General features: G+C 43.0%; 17 protein-coding genes. 5 read left to right on the forward strand and 12 right to left on the reverse strand.

Features of this window, described 5'->3' with window-relative positions; genetic code table 11:
- Window positions 1–17 precede the first annotated feature (17 nt).
- The 5 genes from panB (at window position 18) to GSF04_RS20095 (ending at window position 3,930) form a co-directional block, all read left to right on the forward strand.
- The gene (panB, locus tag GSF04_RS20075) at window positions 18–812 is read left to right on the forward strand and encodes a 3-methyl-2-oxobutanoate hydroxymethyltransferase (RefSeq protein WP_017216568.1); all 795 of its coding nucleotides are present in this window, start codon (window positions 18–20) and stop codon (window positions 810–812) included.
- An 85-nt stretch (window positions 813–897) separates the two neighbouring features.
- Window positions 898–1,746: a pantoate--beta-alanine ligase gene (panC, locus tag GSF04_RS20080; protein ID WP_211858592.1), complete on the forward strand. Its 849-nt coding sequence runs from the start codon at window positions 898–900 to the stop codon at window positions 1,744–1,746.
- 9 nt (window positions 1,747–1,755) lie between these two features.
- Complete coding sequence (locus GSF04_RS20085) at window positions 1,756–1,986, forward strand: hypothetical protein (RefSeq protein WP_039491465.1); 231 nt, start codon at window positions 1,756–1,758, stop codon at window positions 1,984–1,986.
- Between the two features lie 331 nt (window positions 1,987–2,317).
- Window positions 2,318–3,511, forward strand: coding sequence for a porin (locus tag GSF04_RS20090; protein WP_211858594.1), 1,194 nt, complete (start codon window positions 2,318–2,320; stop codon window positions 3,509–3,511).
- Window positions 3,512–3,522: 11 nt separating this feature from the next.
- A complete protein-coding gene (locus tag GSF04_RS20095; protein ID WP_211858596.1) occupies window positions 3,523–3,930 on the forward strand; it encodes a phosphate ABC transporter substrate-binding protein in 408 nt (135 codons plus the stop codon).
- Window positions 3,931–4,263: 333 nt separating this feature from the next.
- On the opposite strand, the gene GSF04_RS20100 is transcribed toward GSF04_RS20095, so the two are convergent.
- The 12 genes from GSF04_RS20100 to GSF04_RS20155 form a co-directional block, all read right to left on the reverse strand.
- On the reverse strand, window positions 4,264–5,886 hold the full coding sequence (locus tag GSF04_RS20100; RefSeq protein ID WP_211858599.1) for a HAMP domain-containing methyl-accepting chemotaxis protein: 1,623 nt from the start codon (window positions 5,884–5,886) through the stop codon (window positions 4,264–4,266).
- Between the two features lie 209 nt (window positions 5,887–6,095).
- Entirely contained in the window at window positions 6,096–7,064 is a 969-nt protein-coding gene (locus GSF04_RS20105; protein ID WP_017216573.1) for a phosphate ABC transporter substrate-binding protein, read from the reverse strand.
- Window positions 7,065–7,141: 77 nt separating this feature from the next.
- Entirely contained in the window at window positions 7,142–8,470 is a 1,329-nt protein-coding gene (phoR, locus tag GSF04_RS20110; RefSeq protein WP_039491473.1) for a phosphate regulon sensor histidine kinase PhoR, read from the reverse strand.
- A 51-nt stretch (window positions 8,471–8,521) separates the two neighbouring features.
- Window positions 8,522–9,211 (reverse strand): phosphate regulon transcriptional regulator PhoB, encoded by a 690-nt coding sequence (phoB, locus tag GSF04_RS20115; RefSeq protein WP_010378755.1) that lies wholly within the window; start codon window positions 9,209–9,211, stop codon window positions 8,522–8,524.
- A gap of 300 nt (window positions 9,212–9,511) precedes the next feature.
- On the reverse strand, window positions 9,512–10,465 hold the full coding sequence (locus GSF04_RS20120) for a porin (RefSeq protein WP_211858601.1): 954 nt from the start codon (window positions 10,463–10,465) through the stop codon (window positions 9,512–9,514).
- A gap of 529 nt (window positions 10,466–10,994) precedes the next feature.
- Complete coding sequence (gene fba / locus GSF04_RS20125) at window positions 10,995–12,059, reverse strand: class II fructose-bisphosphate aldolase (protein ID WP_010378749.1); 1,065 nt, start codon at window positions 12,057–12,059, stop codon at window positions 10,995–10,997.
- A gap of 198 nt (window positions 12,060–12,257) precedes the next feature.
- Window positions 12,258–13,436 carry a phosphoglycerate kinase gene (locus tag GSF04_RS20130; protein ID WP_211858603.1) on the reverse strand — a complete coding sequence of 393 codons (1,179 nt, stop codon included), beginning with the start codon at window positions 13,434–13,436 and terminating at the stop codon, window positions 12,258–12,260.
- 127 nt (window positions 13,437–13,563) lie between these two features.
- Window positions 13,564–14,574 (reverse strand): erythrose-4-phosphate dehydrogenase, encoded by a 1,011-nt coding sequence (gene epd, locus GSF04_RS20135; protein ID WP_010607557.1) that lies wholly within the window; start codon window positions 14,572–14,574, stop codon window positions 13,564–13,566.
- Window positions 14,575–14,683: 109 nt separating this feature from the next.
- Window positions 14,684–15,301 carry a 3'-5' exonuclease gene (locus tag GSF04_RS20140; protein ID WP_211858604.1) on the reverse strand — a complete coding sequence of 206 codons (618 nt, stop codon included), beginning with the start codon at window positions 15,299–15,301 and terminating at the stop codon, window positions 14,684–14,686.
- A gap of 3 nt (window positions 15,302–15,304) precedes the next feature.
- Entirely contained in the window at window positions 15,305–17,143 is a 1,839-nt protein-coding gene (locus GSF04_RS20145; RefSeq protein ID WP_211858607.1) for a DUF294 nucleotidyltransferase-like domain-containing protein, read from the reverse strand.
- Between the two features lie 90 nt (window positions 17,144–17,233).
- Window positions 17,234–18,958 (reverse strand): sodium:solute symporter family protein, encoded by a 1,725-nt coding sequence (locus tag GSF04_RS20150; protein ID WP_017216580.1) that lies wholly within the window; start codon window positions 18,956–18,958, stop codon window positions 17,234–17,236.
- A gap of 11 nt (window positions 18,959–18,969) precedes the next feature.
- Window positions 18,970–19,233 carry a DUF4212 domain-containing protein gene (locus GSF04_RS20155; RefSeq protein ID WP_010607553.1) on the reverse strand — a complete coding sequence of 88 codons (264 nt, stop codon included), beginning with the start codon at window positions 19,231–19,233 and terminating at the stop codon, window positions 18,970–18,972.
- Window positions 19,234–19,599 lie beyond the last annotated feature (366 nt).

Raw genomic sequence — 19,599 nt, forward strand, 5'->3', positions numbered from 1 at the left:
AATCCAAGGGGTTTACCATGGCAAAAATTTCCGTCTCAACACTTGCCAAAATGAAGCGTGAAGGAACAAAAATAACAGCCCTCACCGCATACGATGCAAGTTTTGCAAAGTTATTTCACGACAATGGCGTAGATGTCATCTTAGTGGGTGATTCTCTGGGTATGGTTTTACAAGGTGGTGAAGACACTTTAGCCGTTACCACGGATGACATTGCCTATCACACCCGTTGTGTCAGAGCTGGTAGTAAAGAGCTATTCGTTATCGCCGATATGCCTTTTATGAGCTATTCAGATCCGCAGTCAGCCTGTCAGAATGCAGCTACCTTGATGCGCTCTGGTGCTAATATGGTTAAGCTTGAAGGTGGTGAATGGCTTTACGACAGCATTGCACTGCTTACTCAGCAAGGGATCCCAGTTTGTGGTCATTTAGGTTTAACCCCACAATCAGTGCACGTGTTTGGCGGCTTTAAAATTCAAGGTCGTGAAGAAGCACAAGCGCAAAAGATGATAGCCGATGCACAAGCGTTAGAACGTGCTGGTGCTCAAATGATTGTGATTGAATGTGTGCCTTCAGCACTGGCTAAACGTATTACCGACGCCGTGGCAATTCCGGTCATTGGTATTGGCGCTGGTAAAGAGACCGATGGCCAAATTTTGGTTATGCATGACTTGGTCGGTATTTCTGCAGGCTATATTCCTAAGTTCTCGAAGAACTTCCTGCTCGAAACTGGCAACATGCCAGATGCGGTGAAAAAGTTTTGTGCAGACGTGCAATCAGGTGACTTCCCGGGGCCTGATCACGAATTTAATTAAATTTGCGATGAGCGATGCTTATCGCTGAGTCTGATCCAAGCGTTTTGTTTGGGTTGGTATTGTTATTATTGAGTTAGAGTACAACATGCAATCAGTTACTGAGATTAAATCGTTACGAAGCCAGATTAAAGCTTGGCGCCAACAAGGGTTGAGCATTGCCTTCGTACCAACGATGGGCAACCTTCACCGTGGTCATTTTTCCTTAGTAGAAAAAGCGAAAACCCTAGCGGATAAAGTCGTTGTCAGTATCTTTGTAAACCCAATGCAATTTGGTGCGAACGAAGACCTCGACAGCTACCCACGTACGCTTGAGCAAGACAAGCAAGGCCTTGCAGAACTAGAAACCGATATTGTATTTACGCCTACCGTTGAGACCATCTATCCTAACGGCCTAAATGCGCAGAGTTTTGTTGATGTGCCGGGAGTATCTGAAGGACACTGTGGTGGTACACGCCCTGGACACTTTCGTGGCGTTGCAACGGTTGTCACTAAACTGTTTAATCTAGTACAACCTGATTTTGCCTGCTTTGGGGAAAAAGACTTTCAACAGTTACAGGTCATCAAAACAATGGTGAAAGACTTGTCTATCCCTGTTGAAGTGATTGGTGTTGCGACTCAAAGAGAAGTTTCTGGACTGGCGATGAGCTCACGTAATGGTTACCTCTCTGAATCTGAAAAAGATACTGCTAAAGTACTTTTTCAAGCGCTAAAAGCAGCAGCTGACGCTATAGAGAATGGCGAAAAAGATTTTTCGAAGGTAACAAAAAATGCAACAGAAATGCTGCATAATGCGGGTTTAAAGTTGGATTATTTTAACATTTGCCAAAAAGATAGCTTGAAACCTGCTACACTCGCAGATAATCAACTCGTCATTCTTGCCGCAGCTTTTCTTGGCAAAGTCAGACTGATTGATAATATTCAAGTCACGGTCTAAGGAATAATAATGAAAATTGCGTTCGCCTTATTAGTATTTTCTACCACCCTATTGGGGTGCAGTAACTCTATCTCACCTGAGTTGAATCAGTGTGCACAGCAGAACTATCAATGCGAACGCAGCTGTGAGATGCAAAACACACCAGAGACAATGTCTTTACAGATATGCACTGATAAATGTATTGAGCAGTATAATGCCTGCAAAGTACAGGCTGAAAAAATTACCGAGAGCAAACGATAGTTTGCTCTTTTTGGCAAAAAAATTCCCTTAATATTCTTTTAAATACAAGCACTTTCTAATTCCCGCCGTTATTTTTTATTCACCTTTTTAGAATATTTTGCGATACAATAAACTGGTCTGATGAGATAGACATACAACACCAACTTAACTTAGCTCAAGACTTGGTTTCTTAAACAATGCAAGCAGTGAGCACTAACTTTTCTTAATAACTTGTTATTTCTGGTTTTTATTCTAATCTCTAAGACAAAAGTAACACTATTGTTGAGCTCAGTATCAGCGCTTTTAATGAGTGTTACAGACACGACTCTTTGCAAAGAAAATGGGAATCAATATGAAAAAGTCAGCAATTGCATTAGCGATAGCGCTTGGGACAGTGAGTTTTCACAGCGCCGCTGAAATCAGAATTAATGGTTTTGCTTCCATTATTGGTGGTCAAACGCTAGATAGTGACGACACACTATATGGCTATGACAATGATTTTGATATGGAGAATCGTAGCTTATTCGCCCTACAACTTTCCGCCGATCTACAAGAAAGTCTAACTGCCACAGCACAGATCGTAGGCCGTGGTCAGAATGACTTTGATGCCGAGTTTGAATGGGCATACTTAACTTATGCGATTTCAGACTCGTCACAGATAAGCGCAGGTAAAATGCGCATACCATTCTATCGCTATTCTGACTTTTTAGATGTGGGCTATGCATACCGCTGGGTTAAACCACCTCAATCTGTATATAACCTAAGCTTTAGCACCTATAACGGATTGAGTTATATCCATAATTCGACATTAGGGGAATGGGAAAGCACTGTACAGCTAGCTTTAGGCAGCGTAGATGACGACATTGTTGCTATTACCTACTCAGATGAAGCTGAGTTGAACAACACAGTAGGTATTAACTGGACACTAAGCAGAGATTGGTTCAGTGCGCGTGCGGCCTACTTTGCTACCGAAGCGAGCATTAGTGCAGCTAATAGCCCTGAACTATCGGGATTGTTGGCAGGGTTAACTGGCTATGGGCTAACTCAACAAGCGGATGATATTGCTGTCGATAAAGATGATGCTTACTTTGCCGCGATAGGTATTGCTATCGACTACAACGATATCTTGTTCGATGCAGAATACACTCAGTTTGAAGTGGATAACAGCATACTAGCTAAACAACAGCAGTATTACGCTTCCCTCGGTTACCGTATTGATGCATGGACAGTCCACCTAACCTACGAACACAATGAAGATAAGAATGAGAGTGACGAGTTTAACTCTGTCCCACTCACCATCACCGCTCCAAATGGTGTAACCATTCCTGTCACGACAGATCCAACTAATCCAAATGCACCTTATCTAAGAACACTTGTTAATGGTGCGCTTGCAGGTGCTCGTGCAGAATCAGAAACGTGGAGTATTGGTGCACGTTATGACTTCCATCCGTCAGCAGCATTCAAGATTGAACTAAACCAATTCGATAACACATTGACAGATCAAAAAGTTGAACTGTTGAGCTTCGGTATCGATTTAGTATTCTAACGGAGGCTAATATGATTAAAAAAATAATGACCTTAGGGCTACTGTTAGCCAGCCAAGCAGCTTTAGCAGATGTTGCCGTTATCGTGAACTCAGCAAATGCATCTACTGTGGATGACGGTACTATCAAAAAGTTATTCCTTGGCAAAAGCAAATCATTTGCCGATGGTAGTAGTGCGACCCCTGTGAATCAGGATGGTAATGCTGTATTCGATGAGTTTAACGACAAAGTGATTGGTAAATCGAGCTCTCAGCTAAATGCTCATTGGTCTAAATTAGTATTCACCGGTAAAGGAACACCTCCGAAGAAGCTAGATAGCGATCAAGCGGTAATCGATTTTGTTTCGAGCAATGCAGACGCAATTGGTTATATTGATGCAAGTAAAGTAACCGATACCGTCAAAGTGATAGGTAAATACTAGGGCCTGTTGACCTTTGCTGTTTGATTTTTGTTCTTCTGAGTGGGTTTTGATCGCGACGCTCGACTTGCCGCCTAGTGATCTAGGCAAAAGTTGAGCAACAATGAACAAAGCGAACTCAGGTGAACCCAAAGGGCAGCGCTTGATTGGCATTTCTACTGTGTTCTCGCCTGACTCACATAGAATGACTATGCTACGCAGGCTCTGCCTTGTATAAATACCAATCAAACTGCTGCAAAAGCAAACTTGAAAGATAAACAGGCCCTAATATTCCTTATCAAATAAAAACAGCCACTTAATGTGGCTGTTTTTATTTATCGTTTAAAAATTAAAGCATTAGACTCTAAATTTTGAGGTCGCATCTTTCAAGTTGTCGGACAGTACATGAAGATTCTCAGCAACGTCTTGTACTTCATTCAACGCTTGCATTGTGTCTTGGAAAGACTGGTGCATAGATGTCACATTATTTACCACCATAGCTGCTACCGAGGTCTGCTCTTCCGTTGCCGCAGCAATTTGACCATTCATGCTATTAATTGACAAGATTTGTGCTGCTATCTGCTCAATCGACTGCCCGGTTTGTGCTGCAGCTTCAGCGTTATTAATTGCCATACTGCTTGCACTTGTCATTGCTTTCACCGCTTGATTTGCCGCTTCTGTTAACACGTTTAAAAGTTCTCTTATCTCGTTGGTCGACTTTGCTGTTCTTGAGGCTAATTCGCGGACTTCATCAGCAACCACTGCAAAACCTCGACCTTGCTCACCAGCACGAGCCGCCTCAATCGCAGCATTTAAAGCAAGTAAATTGGTTTGCTCTGCGATTGATGTAATCACATTTAATATTTGCGTCACGTTCTGCGTATCATCAGCTAGCTTATTGATCGTCTCTGCTGCATGATTAATTTCTTCACTTAACGCTTGTGATTCGTTAACTGACACCTGAATTTGGCGCTTACTCTGCTCAACTTCTTGTTCGGCCAGCTGGGCAGCATCAGAAGCTTGTGACGCCGAGTGAGAGATATCACCAACACTTAACCGCATTTCTTCCATAGATTGACGTACCACTTCCGCGTCATGCGTTTGTTGATTCGTTGCTCCTTCAGCTTTTTCCATGCCCTGAACAAGACGACTTGAGTCTTTCATCAAAGGCTCGACGACACTCATCACCTCGACAACCGCCCCTTTTAGTAACGCAACAAATTCATTGAAGTTTATGGATACTTGGCCAATTTCATCGTGAGAGCGCACATTGAGCGTAGTAGACAAAGAACCCTGCCCCTGCGCTAATAGTTTCAGATTTTGCGCCGCATCCTTAGCAGAGTTACCAATACCTCTTGCAATCACAACCGCTAAGAAAACCAAAACAAGTAAAGAAATAACGGCCACAATCAACATTATCGTGAGCGCGTTTGCTGAACGCGCTTCGGTATTTTGAAGTAATTCAACAAAACGATCATTCGCGTTCGTTTTAGCCTTGGTAAAATCTGCGACTAGGCCTTCGTAGATTTCAGTTTTCTTTTTGGCATCTTCTTGGATGCGGGAAAAATCAGCTGTACCATCTATCATTCCCCCAGCAATTTGTTGCGCAATTTTGCCGTATTGTGCAAGTTCATCGCTATTATCTGAAGGCATAAAGCCGCTTTGTACCGACTCAATTTTTTGCAGGTTCGCTTGGATTTGCTGTTGATATTCTTTTGCTTTATCTAGTAATTCAGCATCCCCGAAGGTTACAGCTTGAGTGAATAGCTCATCTAAATTCTGCAGCTTATTTGCGTTTTCTGTGGCGAGGTTAAGAATTTTGTATGTCTGCTCCTCTAATTCATTTAATGCCCTTTGATTAGAGCTAATAGCGTTGTAATTAACAAACACGATAACCACAAAAGCGACAACCGCAACGAGCGTAATTGCGTGGATCTTTTTGGTGATACTAAGATCAGCAAAAGCAGTACCTAGACTCATATATACACCTTTTGAAGTAAGACGAGTTCATTATCGACTGATTTATTATAAATTTTAACTAAATATAGAATATTTCCAGCTTTTTTGCCGCTTGAGGATGAAGATTTAAACAAATTATTCAATCTGGGAACATGGAAGTGTGAAAATAAAAAATGCCGCTCAATGAGCGGCATTAATAACAACAAGTAATTAGCGGGTTGAGTAATTGACTAAAGTAAACCTAACTTTTTCAATTCACGTGTCGCCATTTCGCTAGAAAGAGGAACATAACCGTCTTTCTCAACAATTTTTTGACCTTCTTTAGACAATACCATCTTCAAGAATTCAGCCTCGATAGGTGCTAATTCTTTATTAGGGTGCTTGTTCACATATAGGTATAGGAAGCGAGACAGTGGGTATTTGCCCTGTGCCACATTTTCTAATGTTGCGTCAACGTAGTTCGTGCCTTTTTTCGCTAGTGGTACGGTACGTACGCCTGACGTTTTATAACCAATACCAGAGTAACCAATCGCATTCACTGAAGACGAGATAGACTGTACTACAGACGCAGAACCTGGCTGCTCGTTAACATTATTGCGGAAGTCACCTTTACACAGTGCTTTTTTCTTGAAGTAACCATAAGTACCAGATACTGAGTTACGACCATAAAGCTGAATATCTTTTGCTGCCCAATCACCCGTTAGACCAACATCACTCCAGCGATTTGCCTGTGCTGCCGAACCACACTTGCGCGTTGAAGAGAAGATTGAATCAACCTGTTCAATTGTTAAGCCTTCAATTGGGTTATCTTTGTGTACAAATACCGCTAGCGCATCAATTGCTACGCGGATTTCTGTTGGCTTATAACCATAACGCTTTTCAAAAGCTTCGATTTCTTTTGACTTCATCTTACGGCTCATTGGGCCAAAGTTTGCCGTTGCTTCCGTTAGTGCTGGTGGCGCAGTAGAAGAACCAGCCGCTTGGATTTGGATATTTACGTTAGGGTAAATTCTTTTATATTCTTCTGCCCAAAACGTCATCATGTTGGCAAGCGTATCAGAACCTACAGAAGAGAAGTTTCCTGAGATACCGCTGGTTTTATTATACTCTGGTAACTTTTCGTCTAAAGCAGATACTTGAGTAGAAACTAATGTAGTAATAGCCACACCCATTGCGGCAACTAAGCTTTTAAATTTCATTGGGGTCACTCCAGTTGTTGGTCCCAGTTATTTTACGCAGCTCATTGTGCAGCGATAAAATGACAATAAAATTACTCTTAAATTACACTTTTATGACTTTCATCATTTGTCATAAAAATTCGCTTTTGTTTGGGGAAAGCAAACCAAAAACGAGAGCCTTCACCCACTTTGCTTTCAATATGTAAAGCTGAGTCATGGCGAGACAACACATGTTTAGTAATTGCTAAACCAAGGCCCGAGCCGCCTGTTTTTCGGCTTCGTGCTTTATCCACTCGGTAAAATCGTTCAGTTAGTCGGTTAATGTGTTCAGGCGCGATACCATCACCATTATCGACAACACTAAACGTCGGCAAGTCGTTTTCTAAATACCAACGTACATGAATGTGCCCACCGGGTTTGGTGTAATGAATAGCATTAAAAATTAAATTTGAGTAAGCACTGCGTAACTCATCCCCAGCCCCTTTGATATCCAAAGTCGGATCAATATCAAAAACGAGCTCATGGCCCTTTTCCTGATTAAGTGACTTGGCTTCGGTATGAATAAGATCAAGCATCGCTGGAATATTCACGGCTTTGTCATTGTCTTGCTTTCTCGCCCCTTCGATTCGAGACAAGGAAAGAAGCTGATTTACCAGACTGTCCATCCGTTTACACTGATCTATCATAGTGCCATGTGCTTTAGCCCACATCGCGGGGGGTGGCATATTATCGCTATCCATCATCTCTAGATAGCCAGCCATGACGGTTAGCGGCGTCCTTAGCTCATGAGATACGTTTGCGACAAAGTCTTTGCGCATCTGCTCTAATTGCTTTAGTCGGCTAACATCACGCGCCACCAGCATAAGCTGCTCGGCATAAGGCATGACTCGTATTTCCAACACTTGCTCATGTGCAAGCCCGGTCTCAAGCTCTAATGCTTCATCAAAGCGATGTTCATGCATGTATTTTACAAATTTAGGATCTCGGATAAGGTTATCCAATCTTTGACCATGATCTGTAGGCCATTGCAGACCTAACACTTTCAAGGCTAATTGGTTACACCACACAATACTGAGATCTTGTTGCAGTACAACGACCGCGTCAGGGATAGCTTCAGCCCCTTCACGAAAGCGTCGGATCAGTTCTGCGAGTTCATTGCGCTTTTTGCGATTACGTTGCTGAAGCTGATAGATCCCTTCAAACACTTGTTCCCAAGCGCCCTTACCTTCAGGTGGATTAAAACTACGTTGGTTGAGCAGCCAGTCGCTCAAACGATAGAGTTGTTTGTAATGCCAAACTAATAAGACGAAAGCACCGATGAAAAGAAACAGAAAAGGTGCACTGACTAAATAGCCAATTAAGGCTAGTGGTAGGAAATACAAAAACAGGCGTCTTGTTAACGCCTGTTTATCAATCACTCGATACATAGACTAAATCCATTTAGGAACCAAATAATTCAGTTCCTCTTGGAATACTAATTACAGTTTACTCGAAAAGCGGTAACCTGCACCACGTACGGTTTGCACTAAGCGATCGTGACCAAGCGGTGCGATAGCTTTACGTAAGCGACGAATATGAACGTCTACAGTGCGATCTTCAACGTACACATTAGTACCCCATACGTGATCTAACAGCTGCTCACGGCTATAAACACGTTCAGGGTGTGTCATGAAGAAATGTAATAAACGAAACTCTGTTGGCCCCATATCTAACTCTGTGCCTGCAGATGTCACTCGGTGAGAAATAGGGTCTAAACGTAACCCGTGAACTTCTATCGCTTCTTCTAGCGACGTCGGCGAAACTCGGCGCATTACCGCTTTGATACGAGCCATTAGCTCTTTGGGAGAGAAAGGCTTTGTCACATAATCGTCCGCACCAACCTCTAATCCTTTAACTTTGTCTTCCTCTTCACCTCTTGCCGTTAGCATGATGATTGGGATCTGACGGGTATATTCACTTTGCTTAAACTTTTTAGCAATTTGAATACCACTGCCTCCTGGCAGCATCCAGTCTAGTAGCACCATATCTGGATAAGGTTCTACCATAGCAGCAACCGCTGAATCATAGTCTTCCGCTTCAATTGCTTGAAAACCATTTTGCTCTAGTACGAACACCAACATTTCTCTGATAGGTGCTTCATCATCAACTACAAGTACTTTACGTGACATTCCCAATGTTCTCTCGTTACCGACGTTGTTGATGTCATTATTATGACTAACTGTGACATTTTTATGAAAGTGTAACGTGTAAACGCAAAACAAGCCAAAAAAATCTCTTTTTTGGCTACAAAGGGAATACCTTATTTATTTATAGTTATATGATTTTAAACATATTTTATGCTAAATATTGGTTTCAAAATAGTGTTTTCGAAATATGGACTAAGACCTCCAAGCCATACAATAAAAGCGATACCGCAATTCACCGCAAAATCAGCACGCCTTTTGTAAATAGCCATACGCCTTTGTAAATTAAAAGTCATATCTCAATGTGACCGCCATCGTGTTGTGATCTTCGTTGTTATCCAAAGAAAACTTCGAATACCAAAGATACATACGAGCTTGTTTACTTAAACTTTTTTCCACACCCACAGAGGCTGCATTGCCAGAGTCCTTCAGCTTACCTGCTGCCCCATCCGAATCTTGATATTGAGCCAGTAAGGTATATGACTCAATTTGGTAGGCAGCACTCACCATAAAACTGTCTACTTCCTCGTCACTATCTATCGCTTCATTTTGTTGATACATACCGCCGAGTTTAAAGTCCCCTAGTTTTCCTTGTACCGTCACGCGATTAATGTCTTGCCCCGCAACTTTATTATCATGGGCAACAGCAACATATAGATTGGTTTTCTTGAGTTTGCTATCACCGTAACTTGCCGACAAAGATAAGCCATCTTCGCCGTTTTGTTTGCTGTTGTCTTCGGCAATATAACTCACCGTAAACTGCAAATGATTGATCGCTGGAGTCGTATATTGCACGGTGTCACCAAGGCGATTTTCACCAACAAAGAACGAATTAATATCACCAGAAAAGTCATTCATTAAGTCCACTTTGCCTTGCGACTTTTTCATCGGTGTATCATCACGGCCGATCAGGAGCTGACCATAGCTCCCTTTAACCCCAAGATACTGAGAGCGTGCTGTAAGGTTATCACCTGACTTACCATCTTTATCTTGATCCGTGATCTCAACTTGGAATTCATATTTATAAAAAATCTCAAGTCCTTCTTGCAGCTTTGCAGCTCCCTTTAATCCCATACGAGAGTTGTAGCTTTCAATTGAAGTATCGCTGTCACCATCTTTATCAGAATTCTGTACACCGACATGAGCTCTACCGTATAGAGATACAGCTTCGTTTGCATAACTACAAACACTCATAGAGCAAAGGCTTAGAGCAACAAATGGTAGGTATTTCATTTTCATCTTTGATCACCTTGGATAGTATTTGGGCGCAGTACAACAAGGTTTGAGATGCCGAAGCCAGACGGAGAGGACGCAGCGAACAGATCTCGTATTTTTAAAGTTAGACACTTTTAGCTGGAGATCAAGAAACTGACTCCGGGATCAGTATTTTATTAACTGCTAGGGATCACCCACTGTCAGGATCAGATTTTTACTAACAAGATCGTCCCCAAGATCATTTTCTTACTAACTTCTTACTACTTAACACTGGATCAAGTTGGTATAAAAATGATCTAAGCGAAGCTAACTTATTGATCTGAGGTTTTGAAATATATCCACTTAGTCAAACAATGATCTTTGTTAGTAAAGATCTGATCCCTATTTACCTCGCTAGTAAAATGGCGATCTAAGTATATTTTCACCTTGCAAGCCCTATTGAACATTGGCTTCCAATCAAGGATCAGATACAAAAAAGCCTCTATTTCAGAGGCTTTTTGAAGTATCAAAGTGCGATGCACAATTTTACTTAGTCAAATTTTGATCCGGTAAGTTATTTCACTTTAGGATCTAACTCACCCGTTAGATATCTCAAGTGCATATCATCAAGTGAAATTGGCTTGATCTTAGCTGCTTGACCTGCTGTACCGAACGCTTCGTAGCGCGCAATACAGATCTCAGTCATCGCTTTCGTCGCTTCAGCTAAGAATTTGCGTGGATCGAAATTGCTTGGGTTTTGCGCAAGGTGGCGACGAATAGCACCTGTTGATGCTAAACGTAGATCGGTATCGATATTAACTTTACGAACACCGAATTTAATCCCTTCAACAATTTGCTCAACCGGTACACCGTAAGTCTCAGGGATTTCACCACCAAACTCATTGATGATTGCTAACCAGTCCTGCGGAACTGAAGACGAACCATGCATTACTAAGTGAGTATCAGGAATACGAGCGTGGATTTCTTTGATGCGGTTAATTGCTAAGATATCGCCCGTTGGTGGACGAGTAAATTTATAAGCACCGTGTGATGTACCACATGCAATAGCAAGCGCATCTACATTGGTTTTCTTGACGAAGTCTGCAGCTTCTTCAGGATCTGTTAGTAGCTGATCTTCTGTTAATTTACCTTCAGCGCCAATACCGTCTTCTTCACCAGCTTCACCAGTCTCAAGAGAACCAAGTACACCTAGCTCGCCCTCAACAGACACGCCACAAGCGTGCGCCATTTCAACGGTACGACGAGTAACGTCCACATTATACTCGTAGCTTGAAGGCGTTTTACCGTCTTCCATTAGAGAGCCGTCCATCATGACTGATGAGAAACCAAGTTGAATTGAGCGCTGACATACAGCAGGTGAAGTACCATGATCTTGGTGCATTACAACTGGAATATGAGGCCATTCTTCTACAGCCGCTAAAATCATGTGGCGGATAAATGGTGCACCAGCATATTTGCGTGCACCAGCAGAACCTTGCACGATAACCGGACTATTTGTCTTGTCCGCAGCTTCCATGATCGCACGCATTTGCTCTTGGTTATTCACGTTAAATGCCGGAACGCCATAACCATGCTCAGCTGCATGATCGAGAAGTTGACGCATACTGATTAAAGCCATATTGCTTTTCTCCAATTGTTGATAGCCACCGCTATCGGTTTGAACGGATAATATGTTTACACCAGCCAATGCTGATAAGGTTAACCACTTTATTTGTTGGCTAACCGGACGCTACGCGTCGTCAAGCAAACATCAAGTATGTGAGAGAGTGATGTTTACCTGATATTAAGAGGCAGCTTAACGCTACCTCAATCAATTTTAGTCTCTAGCTCGCTGCTCAAGCATGGCGACCGCAGGAAGTGTTTTACCCTCAAGGAATTCAAGGAAAGCACCACCACCTGTAGAAATATAAGAGATATCTTGCTCAACACCATACTTATCGATAGCAGCTAACGTATCGCCACCACCAGCAATTGAGAATGCTGACGACTTAGCGATGGCATTGGCAATCGCTTCAGTACCATTACCAAATTGGTCAAATTCGAATACGCCCACAGGGCCATTCCAAACCACAGTGCCAGCATTTGCAATGATCTCAGCAAGTTGAGTTGCAGTATCAGGACCGATGTCGAAGATCATGTCTTCGTCTGACACTTCGCTTACATCTTTAATGGTAGCAACTGCAGATTCTGAAAACTCATTACCTACAACCACATCAGTCGGAACAGGAATATCGCCGTCATTCGCTCTGGCAGCAGCCACTAGCTTGTTCGCTTCAGGGATCAAATCCGCTTCGTACAACGACTTACCAACAGGGTTACCCGCTGCAGCAATGAAAGTATTCGCAATACCGCCACCAGTCACGAGTTGGTCAACAACCTTAGACAATGAATCAAGCACCGTTAGTTTGGTTGATACTTTAGAGCCGCCAACGATGGCCACCAAAGGACGAGCTGGGTTATCTAGTGCTTTGCCAAGTGCGTCTAGTTCAGCCGCAAGCAATGGACCTGCACAAGCCACCTCAGCATACAAGCCAACACCATGTGTTGAAGCCTGTGCGCGGTGCGCAGTACCAAAGGCATCCATCACGTAGACATCACAAAGCGCTGCTAGTTTTTTCGCGAGTACTTCATCGTCTTTCTTCTCGCCAACGTTAAAACGCGCATTTTCGAATACGATAACTTCATTGTCTTGTACATTCACGCCGTCAAGATAGTCAGTCACTAAACGTACATCTTGAGATAACGCATCATTAAGATAATCCACAACCGGCTGCATAGAGTATTGTGCATCATATTCTCCCTCGGTTGGACGACCAAGGTGAGACATCACCATCACCTTAGCGCCTTTTTCTAGCGCTAATTTGATACTAGGTAGTGCAGCACGGATCCGCGCGTCCGACGCGACTTTGCCATCTTTAATTGGCACATTTAGGTCTTCGCGGATCAACACACGCTTGCCGTTTAAATCTAAATCCGCCATCTTAATGACTGACATTGGACATCTCCTTAAAGAACGATACATTTTGTTATCTACAAGGCAGCAATCGTTTGCTGCCTCGGTTTGAATTATTGTTTTAATTTTGTGCAGACAATTTGATTATAACAGCGTCTGAAACAAATGATTAGCCACGCATCATCACGCAAGCGGTATCAAGCATACGATTAGCAAAACCCCACTCGTTATCACACCAAACTAGTAGCTTAACCAAGCGCTTGTGACTCACTCGAGTTTGCGTACCATCTATAATACAAGAATGTGGATCGTGATTAAAATCAACCGACACTAGCGGCTCTTCAGTGTAGCTCAGTACCCCTTCTAAACGACCACCAGCGGCCTGCTTTAGAACTGAGTTTACCGCATCAATTGTGACATTTTCATTGAGCGTAACGCTCAGATCCATCGCCGTAACATTGATTGTTGGCACCCGTACCGCGATCGCCTCAAAACGACCTTGGAACTTAGGTAAAATACGCTCAATACCGCGAGCCAGCTTAGTATCAACAGGAATGATGGATTGGCTTGCCGCACGCGTACGCCGCAAATCACTGTGATAAGCATCAATCACTTGTTGATCATGCATAGAGGCGTGAATAGTAGTAATAGCACCGGACTCAACACCAAACTTATCGTCTAGCACTTTAATTACCGGAACAATACAGTTTGTTGTACATGAGCCGTTAGACACAATGGTGTGCTCAGGTAACAGTATTTCTTCGTTGATACCGAAGATCACCGTCGCATCAACATCAGCATCAGCAGGATGTGAAAATAATACTTTCTTTGCCCCAGCCTGAATATGCGCAAGTGCGTGCTGACGAGAATGATAGACGCCTGTGCAATCAAGCACCACATCAACATCCAGCGCGCGCCAAGGCAGGTGACTTGGATCTGGCTCTGAAAATAACTGGATCTTATCCTCAGCGACTTCCAAAAAAGATTCTGTTAACGAAACTGGAAAAGCAAAACGCCCATGTGAGGTATCGTATTTTAGAAGATGCGCGATCCCTTTAGGATCCGCCAACTCATTGATGGCTACAATTTGTATTTCGTGGTGACGACCCGACTCATAGAGTGCTCTTACGATATTACGCCCTATTCGACCAAAGCCATTAATTGCAAGCTTGATTGTCATTAAATTGAAAATCCATGAAGTCGCAAGTACGAAAGTTCCCCTTCGTTTTGATGGCGCTATTGTAATCGACCTGAGTGAAATGTGTAAGGGGCTAGGGCAATTTTTTAACTCAAGTTAAATCCGCAATTTTACATTTACCGCCAGCACAAATGGCCTGAGATTGCGCCAACAGTAGCTCCGCTGTCGCTAAAGCATCGCTAAGCGCATCATGCAATTGATGAGGAGGTAAACCATAACGCATTCTACAAGCGTTTAGTGTTAATGCATCTTGCGCCAACGGATAGCCTTGCTTTAACACACGACGCTTATCTATCTGCATGGTATCTAACAACAAAGCAGGTCTTACGTTTAGCTCAAAGCGCTGAAATGCCGCCTTAAGAAACGCCCAATCCATCTGTACGTTATGACATACCAACACTTTACCGTGGAGCGCGCGCTGAAGCGCCAGCAACAAAGTTTGTAAGGACTCACCATCTGCCAATTGACTACTATCAATACCGTGAAAAACTGGACTTTGTGCAAGCGTTCGCACTTCACTGTTCAAATGATACTGTGCATCTTTCACCTGGATCCGCATATTTTTAATCGGCAACCAACCAGCCGACACAATTTCATGGCGCTTAGGGTCAAGCCCGGTGAGCTCAAGGTCTAGCACCACTAACTCGGCTTGCGCAAACGGCAGATGTTTATAGCGCCACTTAGCAACAGAGTGAGAAAACCAGTTCATTGCTTATAAACTCCCTCGAGCAAACTTAAACCCACTCGCCTGCTGTGCTTGTTTGACTAAATAAAATGCTTCTTTGAGTTGATGGCGCTCAAGAGAAGAGAGGTTTTCTGGGTTAATACAATTTCCTGGTAACCCTTCACGGTTGATTTGGGTCTTTAACCGCAATTGTGTTAAAAACCGCCAACAGTCTTTTAGATTGTCGATATCCGATTTAGCAAGTAATGGGCTTTTAGTCAGTGCCTCTAGGCGCTCTAAGGTGTTAGCTCTTGCAACCCCAACCTTTAGCGCATACAACCTAACCACGTCGTTGATAATGGCAACCCCACGTTTTTTCAAATCTAAATACTTATGTTTGCTCTTGTCTTTTTCCAGCTTAAATTGTTGAAAGATCCCGATCGGTACCGAGTTTGCGTTGATGTCTGTCGCCATTGCCGCATAAAACAACTCGTTTCGACTGATCTGCTCCAAAGATTGGCGCAGGGTCGCATAGAGATCGCTGGCGCCATCAATAAAACGCATATCAAAGTAGATCTTGCAATTAAGCATCGCTTTTGGCGTAGGAGACAAGATCCACTTGCTAAATTTGGCGGTCCACTGGGCAACTGTGCCACGGCAATCTGCATTACTAGCCATGATATTTCCCGGGCAAGATTGAATACCGCACTCGTTGAGTTGCTCACAAACAAACGCGCCTAAAGCAGCAAAGTAACGACGATCGTTTTCGCTGATATTGTCTGGTAGCAACAAACCATTGTCTTGATCTGAATGTAAGGTCTGCTCTTCTCGTGCCTGAGAGCCAAAACAGATCCACGCAAAACGGCATGGTGCAGCACCATGCTGCTGTTGATATAAATAGATTAATCTTGATGTTAGCGCATCAGTGAGGCCACTTAATAGCTTGCCAATCAGTGAAATATCTTCGATATGATAGGAAAATTGACGCAATAGATCTGGGATCTCCTGAGCGCAGTTTTTGATAGCCAGAAGATTTTGTGCTTTATAGATCCTGCCAATAAGTTGCACCGGATCACTTTTTTGCTGTCTCAGTAGATCGGTGCTGGTCAGCATGCCCAATGGTTTATATGCTTCATTTAACACAGGCAAGTGATGGATATTGTGCTTAAGCATTAAATGCAGGGCCGAAAACACACGGTTGTTTTCAAAAATATGTTTTGGCTTTTCCGTCATGATCTCAGCAAGTGGAGCACTGGGATCTTTGTCTTGCGCTAGAACTCGATTGCGCAGATCTCTATCCGTCACAACGCCAACCAAGCGCGCTTGCTCCGTGACCATAATTGATGAAACACGATGCTGGCTCATCAATTTGGCGGCCTCACGAATACTCGCTGTCGGCGCGATAGTAACCGCATCTTTAGTCATTAGTTCAGATATTTTCCGCTCTGACCAAGTTTCGCTTTGCTGTTTATAACGAGAAGAAAGTAGTCGGTTAGCGTGTGCTCTAACAAAGTATTGCTCAAAAGGTTTATATTCTCGGCGTAAAAAATCAAAGTTCTGCTCATTGAGAATATAAACCAAGCCATCTTTTTGAACTTCGATGCGATTTTGAATAGCATCACCGGTTAATAAAGAAGGATAACCAAAGTAGTCTCCCTCGCTCATACGACCAATGACTTCGTCTTTTGCTGAGATAAGATCAACCACACCTGAGCGCAGCAAATATAGATTTGGCTTGCCATCTTGAAGCCAATCTTGTTGATTCGTCTGGCTAAGATAAACAATTTCGATATGTTTTGAAAAGTAGCTGGTAGCCGCTTCGGGCAATTCAGAAAACGGGGCTTGTTTATAAACAAACTGAAAGACATCTTGAATTTCTGGCGTCATACCTAACTGTCCTTTTAATCGTCTACAATTTTGCACTATCAAAAACAAATTTGCCCAGCACACGGGCTGGGCAAATTCGATTAGCATTGCTTAGTGTGCGTGAGCAGCGCTAGACCCTTTAGGGTTACGGATCCCATCAACCATCACTTTGACTTCTTCAGGTGTATCCGCGGTTACCTTCATAACCAGTGCAGCTACAACGAAGTTCACTAGCATACCTACGATACCGATCCCTTCAGGAGAAATCCCAAACAACCAGTTTGCAGGGGCATTTAGCTCAGGGCTGACAAACTTAAAGTAAATAATATAAGCTGCAGTGAAGCCTATACCCGTAACCATGCCAGCAATCGCACCTTCTTTATTCATTCGCTTAGAGAATATCCCCATAATAATCGCAGGGAAGAAACTCGCCGCAGCCAAACCAAAGGCAAATGCAACCACCGAGGCGACAAACCCTGGCGGATTTATACCAAAGTATGCCGAGATTGCGATAGCGACCATCGCCGCTAAGCGCGCAGCCAGCAATTCTTGTTTATCGTTGATATCCGGCTTAATGGTACGCTTCAACAAGTCATGTGATACCGATGTTGAAATAACCAGTAGCAAACCAGCGGTTGTCGATAGCGCCGCAGCAATACCACCTGCAGCGACCAATGCAATCACCCACGCAGGTAGATTCGCAATTTCTGGATTTGCCAATACCATAATATCGCGGTCAATCTTCACTTCGTTTGCACTTGCAGGATCATCAATCTTGCCTGCAGAGTACTGCATTTTGCCGTCACCATTCTTATCATTGAATACAATAAGGCCCGTTCTTTCCCAGTTTTTCACCCACTGTGGTGCTTCTTCATATACCGTGCCACTACCATCTTTACCGTTGATAGTGTCGATCATGTTTACACGAGCGAACGACGCAACAGCGGGTGCAGTTGTATATACGATAGCGATAAACACTAAGGTCCAAGCAGCTGAAATACGAGTGTCTTTTACTCTAGGAACGGTAAAGAAGCGAACGATTACATGTGGCAGACCAGCAGTACCAACCATAAGTGCAGCGGTAATAGCGAATACGTCAACCATACTCTTAGAACCTTCAGTGTACTGCGCAAAACCGAGCTCGGTACTGAGTCCATCTAGCTTGTCGAGTAGATAGGTGCCCGAGCCATCAGCCAACGTTGCACCAAAGCCGGTTTGTGGTAGTAAATGGCCTGTCATCATCAGTGAGATGAAAATAGCGGGAACTAAATAAGCAAAGACAAGTACACAATACTGAGCGACCTGTGTATAAGTGATCCCCTTCATACCGCCAAGTACCGCGTAGAAGAATACAATCACCATACCGATGTAAACACCCGTTTCAATATCCACTTCAAGGAAACGAGAGAACACCACACCAACACCACGCATTTGACCGGCAATATAGGTAAAACAGATGAAGATAGCACACAGGATCGCAACCACACGTGCAACCTGAGAATAGTAACGATCACCGATAAAATCCGGTACCGTGAACTTACCAAATTTACGCAAATAAGGTGCTAAGCACAGGGCAAGTAATACATAACCGCCGGTCCACCCCATGAGGTAAACACCGCCGTCGTAACCAGCGAAGGAAATAATCCCCGCCATTGAAATAAAGGACGCTGCACTCATCCAATCTGCAGCAGTTGCCATACCGTTTGCAACAGGAGGTACACCGCCGCCAGCAACATAGAATTCATTCGTGGACCCAGCTCTCGCCCAGATAGCGATACCGATATAGAGCGCAAAACTAAGGCCGACGATAATAAAAGTTAAAATTTGAACATCCATCGATTAGCTCCTCACTCATCCACGCCGTATTTTTTATCTAACGCATTCATTTTTGAAACGTAGACAAAAATTAACGCAACAAAAGTATAAATTGCGCCTTGCTGAGAAAACCAAAATCCGAGTTTAAATCCAAAAAAACGAACTTCGTTGAGCACATCAACTAACAGGATGCCGAATCCAAATGAAACGACAAACCAGATAGCGAGTAGCTTAAACATCAAGGCGAGATTTTCTGACCAATATGCTTTCGCTTGTTCTTCACTTTTAAAAGCCATTTTAAATCTCCTATCACCCGCTCCAACATGGAGCAAGTTGTGTTAATAGACCTTAATGAGAGTAGCAACGGCTTGGTAAGTTGAAATTGAGACCTTAGTCGTAACGGCAAATTAACGTTTACGTAAACTGCAGATACGTGATATTCATTAAAATTAAAAAGTCTTTATAAACAAAAAGATAAGTCAAAACAGGTTGGATGAAGATGTATTTTCAATGAGTGGATACGACAGTAAGACATTAGTCTAACTTGAATGGTGAATGAACGTCTTTACTCACCAAGAAAAACTATAACACTTTGATTTTAAATAAGATATAAATCTCAAATAAAATTATAGAGTAAACTAGACTATGGGTGCCATTTGTTT

It is taken from the genome of Pseudoalteromonas sp. A22, from assembly GCF_018141345.1.
GTDB classification, from domain to species: domain Bacteria; phylum Pseudomonadota; class Gammaproteobacteria; order Enterobacterales; family Alteromonadaceae; genus Pseudoalteromonas; species Pseudoalteromonas maricaloris.

Excerpts from the sequence above, each read along its gene's own strand:
- panB (WP_017216568.1), top strand. The coding sequence starts at position 18 with ATGGCAAAAATTTCCGTCTCAACACTTGCCAAAATGAAGCGTGAAGGA.
- panC (WP_211858592.1), top strand. The coding sequence starts at position 898 with ATGCAATCAGTTACTGAGATTAAATCGTTACGAAGCCAGATTAAAGCT.
- GSF04_RS20085 (WP_039491465.1), top strand. The coding sequence starts at position 1,756 with ATGAAAATTGCGTTCGCCTTATTAGTATTTTCTACCACCCTATTGGGG.
- GSF04_RS20090 (WP_211858594.1), top strand. The coding sequence starts at position 2,318 with ATGAAAAAGTCAGCAATTGCATTAGCGATAGCGCTTGGGACAGTGAGT.
- GSF04_RS20095 (WP_211858596.1), top strand. The coding sequence starts at position 3,523 with ATGATTAAAAAAATAATGACCTTAGGGCTACTGTTAGCCAGCCAAGCA.
- GSF04_RS20100 (WP_211858599.1), bottom strand. The coding sequence starts at position 5,886 with ATGAGTCTAGGTACTGCTTTTGCTGATCTTAGTATCACCAAAAAGATC.
- GSF04_RS20105 (WP_017216573.1), bottom strand. The coding sequence starts at position 7,064 with ATGAAATTTAAAAGCTTAGTTGCCGCAATGGGTGTGGCTATTACTACA.
- phoR (WP_039491473.1), bottom strand. The coding sequence starts at position 8,470 with ATGTATCGAGTGATTGATAAACAGGCGTTAACAAGACGCCTGTTTTTG.
- phoB (WP_010378755.1), bottom strand. The coding sequence starts at position 9,211 with ATGTCACGTAAAGTACTTGTAGTTGATGATGAAGCACCTATCAGAGAA.
- GSF04_RS20120 (WP_211858601.1), bottom strand. The coding sequence starts at position 10,465 with ATGAAAATGAAATACCTACCATTTGTTGCTCTAAGCCTTTGCTCTATG.
- fba (WP_010378749.1), bottom strand. The coding sequence starts at position 12,059 with ATGGCTTTAATCAGTATGCGTCAACTTCTCGATCATGCAGCTGAGCAT.
- GSF04_RS20130 (WP_211858603.1), bottom strand. The coding sequence starts at position 13,436 with ATGTCAGTCATTAAGATGGCGGATTTAGATTTAAACGGCAAGCGTGTG.
- epd (WP_010607557.1), bottom strand. The coding sequence starts at position 14,574 with ATGACAATCAAGCTTGCAATTAATGGCTTTGGTCGAATAGGGCGTAAT.
- GSF04_RS20140 (WP_211858604.1), bottom strand. The coding sequence starts at position 15,301 with ATGAACTGGTTTTCTCACTCTGTTGCTAAGTGGCGCTATAAACATCTG.
- GSF04_RS20145 (WP_211858607.1), bottom strand. The coding sequence starts at position 17,143 with ATGACGCCAGAAATTCAAGATGTCTTTCAGTTTGTTTATAAACAAGCC.
- GSF04_RS20150 (WP_017216580.1), bottom strand. The coding sequence starts at position 18,958 with ATGGATGTTCAAATTTTAACTTTTATTATCGTCGGCCTTAGTTTTGCG.
- GSF04_RS20155 (WP_010607553.1), bottom strand. The coding sequence starts at position 19,233 with ATGGCTTTTAAAAGTGAAGAACAAGCGAAAGCATATTGGTCAGAAAAT.